4 protein-coding genes are annotated in these 7,047 nt (G+C 44.9%); all 4 read left to right on the top strand.

What is annotated here, in order from left to right:
* Positions 1-823 precede the first annotated feature (823 nt).
* The 4 genes from D829_RS0110695 to D829_RS0110680 all read left to right on the top strand — a co-directional run bounded on the left by D829_RS0110695 (position 824) and on the right by D829_RS0110680 (position 7,030).
* On the top strand, positions 824-1,993 hold the full coding sequence (locus D829_RS0110695) for a glucose-1-phosphate adenylyltransferase (RefSeq protein WP_017688884.1): 1,170 nt from the start codon (positions 824-826) through the stop codon (positions 1,991-1,993).
* 26 nt (positions 1,994-2,019) lie between these two features.
* Positions 2,020-3,123: a glucose-1-phosphate adenylyltransferase subunit GlgD gene (gene glgD, locus D829_RS0110690; RefSeq protein ID WP_017688883.1), complete on the top strand. Its 1,104-nt coding sequence runs from the start codon at positions 2,020-2,022 to the stop codon at positions 3,121-3,123.
* 338 nt (positions 3,124-3,461) lie between these two features.
* Positions 3,462-5,894 carry a glycogen/starch/alpha-glucan phosphorylase gene (locus D829_RS0110685; protein ID WP_017688882.1) on the top strand — a complete coding sequence of 811 codons (2,433 nt, stop codon included), beginning with the start codon at positions 3,462-3,464 and terminating at the stop codon, positions 5,892-5,894.
* 266 nt (positions 5,895-6,160) lie between these two features.
* The gene (locus D829_RS0110680; RefSeq protein ID WP_017688881.1) at positions 6,161-7,030 is read left to right on the top strand and encodes an effector binding domain-containing protein; all 870 of its coding nucleotides are present in this window, start codon (positions 6,161-6,163) and stop codon (positions 7,028-7,030) included.
* Positions 7,031-7,047 lie beyond the last annotated feature (17 nt).

Genomic DNA, 7,047 nt, shown 5'->3' with positions numbered 1-7,047 from the left:
ATCAGCCCTTTTGATACCTTCAAAAACTTCATCAAATTCTTTATCGTTGAAAAATTCGTTGTTATCGGAATAGCTTATAAGAGTATTGTTTAATTCTCTTGTATTAGAGCGTGTGTTAGTTAATAAAGAGATATGGTACCCTTTTTTAACTGTGCAGCAACAGATCTAAAGTTTTTTATCAGATTCTCAATTTCATTCATCCACAAGACCTCCAAATAATTTATAGTTATTAGTATGTAACTCTTCGATAGATTGCTCAATGCAATTCTAAGTGCTACTTTTATACCATATCTATCATTCGACACATTTCTATGTATTCCTCTAAAAATTTACAATAAATATTATAATTCCTGATACTAAAGCCCTTTTTATACAATTTTGTAGGTATATAGATCCACGAACCTTACATTTTTACCATGAATTTTCCAAAAGGAGTTTCATTCCTTTTTATCGAATACAATATGAATAACAGCGGCACGAGAAAGGGTAATCTCACCCACAACTTGATGTCGATGTTTTCCAGTAAGATTCCCCAGTCCGTTTCGTGTTTAATGTTAAATAGGAGTAGTCTATTTCATTGTTCACGAGCTACACCTTAAGTTCTGCATCTAACATTCACCTCTGTAAGACAGTCAAGCAATTCTACACCAGCATCATCTCTATTTCAGGCTTTACAATCCAAGAAGTTCAACTGCAACAAGATTCACCGGTTACACATCTGTACAGCATGCTCCTAATCAAGACAACAGTGTCCACACAACAGAATATTGATTATGGGCTCTGAAATGAATCAGAACGAATGCACGTGGAGGAGGCTGTAATGATGGCGAAAAAAGAAGTTGTAGCGATGCTACTTGCCGGAGGGCAAGGTAAGAGGTTAAAAGGATTGACCAAATCACTGGCTAAGCCAGCTGTATATTTTGGCGGCACGTACCGAATCATTGATTTTCCGCTGAGTAACTGCTCGAATTCTGGTATTGATACAGTGGGTGTATTGACTCAATATGAACCACTTGTCTTACATTCCTATATTGGCATTGGCAGTGACTGGGATCTGGACCGGAAAAACGGCGGGGTATACGTACTTCCTCCACATGAACGTGAAGACGGAAGCAACTGGTACCGTGGCACAGCGGATGCGATCTTCCGTAACCTGAACTTTATTGAACAATTCGATCCTGAGCATGTGCTCATTCTGTCAGGGGATCATATCTATAAGATGGACTACGAAAAAATGCTCCAGTATCACAAAGAAAAAGATGCGGATTGCACCATATCGGTCATTGATGTCTCATTGGAAGAAGCCAGCCGATTCGGGGTGCTGAACACCAACGATGACTATAGCATTTATGAATTTGAAGAAAAACCTCCTGAGCCCAAGAGCACACTCGCTTCCATGGGTATCTATCTCTTCAAGTGGGATGTACTGAAACGTTTCCTGATCCAGGATGAACAACAGGCATCCACCTCCTATGATTTTGGTAAAGATATTATTCCTTTGTTGCTTGAAAATGAAAAATCCTTATATGCGTATCCATTTGAAGGTTATTGGAAAGACGTTGGTACCATTCGCAGTCTGTGGGAATCCAATATGGACCTGTTGGACGAAGACACACCGTTTAATCTGAATGATCCGGACTGGCGTATTTTCACACGTAATCCGAACCAACCTGCACAATACATCTCACCTTCGGGCAAGGTGCGGAATTGTATTATTAGTGAAGGCACTGTAGTGCATGGTGAGGTCAATCATTCTGTTCTGTTCTACGGAATTGAAGTTGGTGAGAACAGTGCTGTCATCGATTCGGTGATCATGCCAAGAGTGAAAATCGGGCAAAATGTGCGCATTTACCGAGCTATTATCGCAGAAGGATTGGTTATTCCTGATGGAACACAGATTTCGCCTGCACCGGGAGATGAGAGTGATATATTGCTCGTGGATCAGGAAGAACTGGAACGTCAGCTTCGCCAAGGAATAACCAGCAAGGCCTAATTGAAGTTAAAAGGACGGTGCATGCGATGAAACAATTGATTGGAGTTATTAACCTTGACCATGAACTTGAAGAATTGAAGGAATTGACATATTTTCGCTGCGGAGCCGCGGTGCCTTATGCCGGGCGTTACCGTCTGATCGATTTTGTTCTATCCAATATGATGAATGCAGGCATTGAGAGTATTGGTGTATTTGTACGGCGAAAATATCGCTCGCTGATGGACCATCTTGGTGACGGTAAGCCTTGGGATTTGGATCGCAAGCATGGAGGCATGTTTATTTTGCCACCAGACTGGAATGATCCAACAGATACGTCACAGGGGGACTTGCAGCATTTCCATAACAATTTGGACTTTTTCCACAGAGGTGCAGGGCAATATGTTGTGCATGCGGGCAGTCGCCATGTTACCAAAGCAGACCTCCAGGATGTCTACAGGTATCACATCAGTAAGGGAGCGGACGTTACACTGGTCTGCAAAAAAGTAGATCAGCTGCTGCCTGAGCATGACGCCTGTGTCAAAGTTGAACATGACGGGGACGGTAACGTGGTGGACATTCACCAAAGCGCTAATCACCCGAATATATATACAGAAATTTTTATCATGGAAAAGGAATTGTTCTTGCGCCAGGTGCAACGCTGCATTGATCATGGCGAGAGCCATTTCTTCCGGGATGTGATTCAAAAAAATCCAGATGGATTGAATATCGCTGCGTATGCATATGATGGCTATCACGCAGTCATCAATTCCATTGACAGTTATTATCGCAACAGTATGGATCTGTTGAATACAGGACAGTATGAACAACTGTTCAAGGAAGATCCCGTTCAGACCAAAATTAAATATGAAGCCCCTGCCAAATACCTGGATACCGCCGATGTCAAACATTCCCTCCTTGCCAATGGCTGCATCGTAGCTGGAGAGGTGGAAGACAGCATTTTGTTCCGTGGTGTACAGGTGGCCAAGGGTGCCAAAATAAAAGGTTCTATCATCATGCAGAAATGTTACATTGGTGAGGGGACGGTACTTGAGAATGTTATTCTCGATAAAGACGTGAAGCTGACCGGAGGACAGACGCTGATCGGCGACCCGTCGAATCCATACATTTTAGCGAAAAGTACTATTATCTAATGCCTACACGTAACCGATATCTTCTATAAATATATATAAAATAAAAATCCTGTAGGATGGATTTAAGGTTCATACACTTTCGACGCATGAATTGCATCTTCGAAAGTTCTCACCAGCATGCAAACGTAGTGAAGGGAACGAAATCGATTCTGAAGAAGCGAAGCGCTCGCCTTTATCACTGTATTTTCACATCTAAATAATAAATTCAAGAAAATACAGGGGTAACAGCGATCATAAGAACGATTCGTAACCGGAACGGCCACTTTGCTGAGTGCTGAGCAACTGAGTGTATGAACCGCCACCCCATCCTGCAGGATTTCCCCGGGAGGAACCTACTTTTGTTTGACAACAAGGAAACGTTCAAGAGTATCTTTACACGGAATCTGGTCAGCAAATTGGGCAAACCGATTGAAGAAGCAACACAGGAAGATGTGTACCACGTACTGGGAAGCATGATCCGTGAATATGCAGGCCAGGATTGGGCAACGTCGAATCAGGGGTTTAAGCAGCGCCAGGATAAACAGGTCTATTACTTCTCGCTGGAATTCCTGATTGGACGTCTGCTCGGCAACAATCTGTTGAATGTGAATGAATTGGAATTGGTGCGTGACAGTTTAGCTGAGCTGGGCTTCTCCTTGGAAGAGATAGAAGAACAGGAGGCGGATGCAGGACTCGGTAACGGAGGTCTGGGACGACTCGCTGCCTGTTTCCTGGATTCACTCGCATCACTCCGATATGCAGGACATGGTTGCGGGATTCGATATAAATATGGGCTGTTCGAGCAAAAAATCATCAATGGTAATCAGGTAGAGTTACCCGACAATTGGTTGGATAAGGGCAATGAATGGGAAGTCCGCCGTCCAGACAAAAAGGTGGAAGTACAGTTCTGGGGCCGGGTAGAAGCTCATGAGCAGGATGGAGAATATCAGTTTGTTACAAAGGATGCCGAATCGGTTGTAGCCATTCCCTATGACGTGCCTGTCATCGGTTATGGTCAAACTCATGTGAATACATTGCGTCTCTGGAGTGCCGAGCCAAAGCGCGAGACTTCACTCGATACCCCTTCGAACTACTACGGTTATCTGGATTATAGCCGATCGGTTGAATCAATCTCGGAATTCCTGTATCCGGATGATTCCCAGTACGAAGGAAAGCTGCTGCGATTGAAGCAGCAATACTTCATGTGCTCGGCAGGTGTACAGAGCGCTTTGCGTACGTTCAACAAGCTGGAGCTACCGTATGATCGTTTGCCTGACAAAGTGGCCTTCCACATTAATGACACACATCCAACCTTGGTTATTCCAGAACTGATGCGCATCCTGATTGATGTGAAGGGGTATGGCTGGGATGAAGCGTGGGATATCACAACCCGTACTGTATCGTATACCAATCATACAACGCTTAGTGAGGCGCTTGAGAAGTGGCCTGTATCCATGATCAGCAGGCTGCTGCCACGAATCTACATGATCATTGAAGAGATCAACAAACGCTTCTGTGGCATGCTGCTGGACCGGTATCCGGGAGATCAGGATCGCATAGGGAATCTGGCGATTGTTGCAAACGATCAGGTACGTATGGCGCATTTGGCGATTGTAGGCAGTCATAGCGTGAATGGTGTTGCTGCTTTGCATACCGAGATTTTGAAAGAGCGCGAGATGGCTCCGTTCTATGAACTGTATCCAGAGCGTTTCAATAACAAAACGAATGGTATCACCCATCGCCGCTGGTTGATGCATGCCAATCCGAAACTGTCTGATCTCATTACGGATACAATCGGTAACGAATGGATAACGGAGCCGGGCAAGCTGGACCAGTTGGCTGGCTTTGCGGATAATACATCATTCCAGGAGCAGTTCCGTTCAATTAAGCGGGATAACAAAGAGCGGCTTGCTGCGTATATTCTGGATCATACCGGGACAGCAGTGAATCCGGATTCCATCTTTGATGTACAGGTGAAGAGACTACACGGGTACAAACGTCAACTGTTGAACATTCTGCATGTTATGCATCTGTATAACCGGCTTAAGAATGATGCTTCGTTTGATATGGTGCCACGTACGTTCATCTTTGGTGCCAAGGCAGCGCCGAGTTATTATTTTGCCAAGAAAATTATCAAGCTGATCAACAACGTGGCTGAAACGGTGAATCGGGATGCGGCCGTGAATGACCGCTTGAAGGTATTTTTCCTCGAAAATTATTCCGTCTCTCTTGCAGAGAAGATCATTCCCGCTGCGGATGTTAGTGAACAGATCTCAACCGCAGGTAAGGAAGCTTCCGGTACGGGCAACATGAAATTTATGATGAACGGGGCTTTAACGATTGGCACGATGGATGGAGCCAACGTGGAGATGGCGGAGCAGGTTGGGGAAGAAAACATGTTCATCTATGGTCTGCGTGCAGACGAAGTGCTTGAGTATTATCGCTCAGGTAGCTATCGTCCGAATGAGATTGTGCAGCACGATGAACGCATTCGTGAGGTCGTGGAGCAATTAGTGCATCCAGGTGCATTCTGTTATCGTGACGGGGAGTTCTGGGATATTTATGACTCCTTGCTGGCCCATGGTGACGAATACTTTGTATTGCGTGATTTTGCTGCTTATGCAGACGCGCATGCTGCCATTGACCAGGCGTATCGGGATATTCCGGGCTGGACTCGGAAAGCGATATTAAACACGGCACATTCCGGCATATTCTCCAGTGATCGTACCATTAGTGAGTATGCCACAGATATCTGGGGTATTCATCCCGTGTCCGGGAACTGGAAAGGTTAAGAATAGATTGTTAAACAAACAAGTCCCCTTGTTCACAAGAGCTATCTCTGCTGGTAAATCAACCAGCGTAGAGAGCATCTCCTTGTAGAACAAGGGGATTTTGGCATACAGTGTGTATCATAGTGTCATTCAACTTGAAGGTAAGCGAAACTCGCGTATTTTTCATCATACAAGTTCGCACACAAAATCAAAAAAAAGATCTGGATCTCAGTCATACTACATAAGAAATTGTTTGATATTTTGAATTAGATAGGGGAGCCGTCACTATGGATCATTACACACGAATTCAGCTTGCTATTGAGTATTTGGAGCAGCATTTGCAAGATGATTTTAATATCAGAGAGACGTCCGCTGCTGCGAGCTTTTCGGCGTTTCATTTTCAGCGTTTATTTCAGGCAATCACGGGATTTACGGTACTGGAGTACGTGCGCAGACGCAGATTAACGGAAGCTGCCGGGATGCTGCGGGGCACATCGGAAGGCATATTGGACATTGCGATGAGCTTTGGCTATCAATCTCAAGAGGCATTTACCCGTGCATTTTCAGCCTACTTTGGAATGACACCGGCGAAGCTGCGTAAGCTGGAAGCGGATCAGTTGTCTCTTCTGAAGATGCAACAGAGCATTGATTTTAACGATTATCGAACTCGGCTTGGTGGGACATTCCACATGAACACACCCCGTCTGGTCACACGGGAACCGAACTGGATTGTCGGCTATGAATATAAGACCAACCTGAATGACAATCAGCATTATGCTGAAATACCCGGATTTTATCACGATTTTGGCATGGAACAGAAATTCATGGCGATCCCGGAGAGGACACGCCCTGATATGGCTTACGGTGTGGCCTGTCATTTTGAAGAGGATGGAGCATTTTCTTTTATTGTGGGTGAAGAAAGCAGTGGAGCATCGCAGGTACTTGAACCCGGTTTTACTTCGATTGAAATTCCGGGCGGCTTGTATGCAGAATTCACCGTGGAAGGCTCCGGGCAGGATATTCGGAAAATGATCTATGGCAGCTGGCTGCCGCAGTCTAACTATGAACGGAGGGAAGGACCAGACTTTGAAGTGACGGATGTCTGGAAATCGACCCCTGAACAACTGGACATGAAGATATATATCCCGTTAAAATAGACCTTACCGCTTCGCGG

The organism is Paenibacillus sp. PAMC 26794, assembly GCF_000316035.1.
Classification (GTDB): domain Bacteria; phylum Bacillota; class Bacilli; order Paenibacillales; family Paenibacillaceae; genus Paenibacillus.
The sequence above is the reverse complement of the archived record's forward strand: the minus strand, read 5'-3'. Positions and strand labels throughout refer to the sequence as shown.

Bases quoted from the DNA above. Each gene is read 5' to 3' on its own strand.
- glgD (WP_017688883.1), top strand. From the start codon at position 2,020: ATGAAACAATTGATTGGAGTTATTAACCTTGACCATGAACTTGAAGAA.
- D829_RS0110695 (WP_017688884.1), top strand. From the start codon at position 824: ATGGCGAAAAAAGAAGTTGTAGCGATGCTACTTGCCGGAGGGCAAGGT.
- D829_RS0110680 (WP_017688881.1), top strand. From the start codon at position 6,161: ATGGATCATTACACACGAATTCAGCTTGCTATTGAGTATTTGGAGCAG.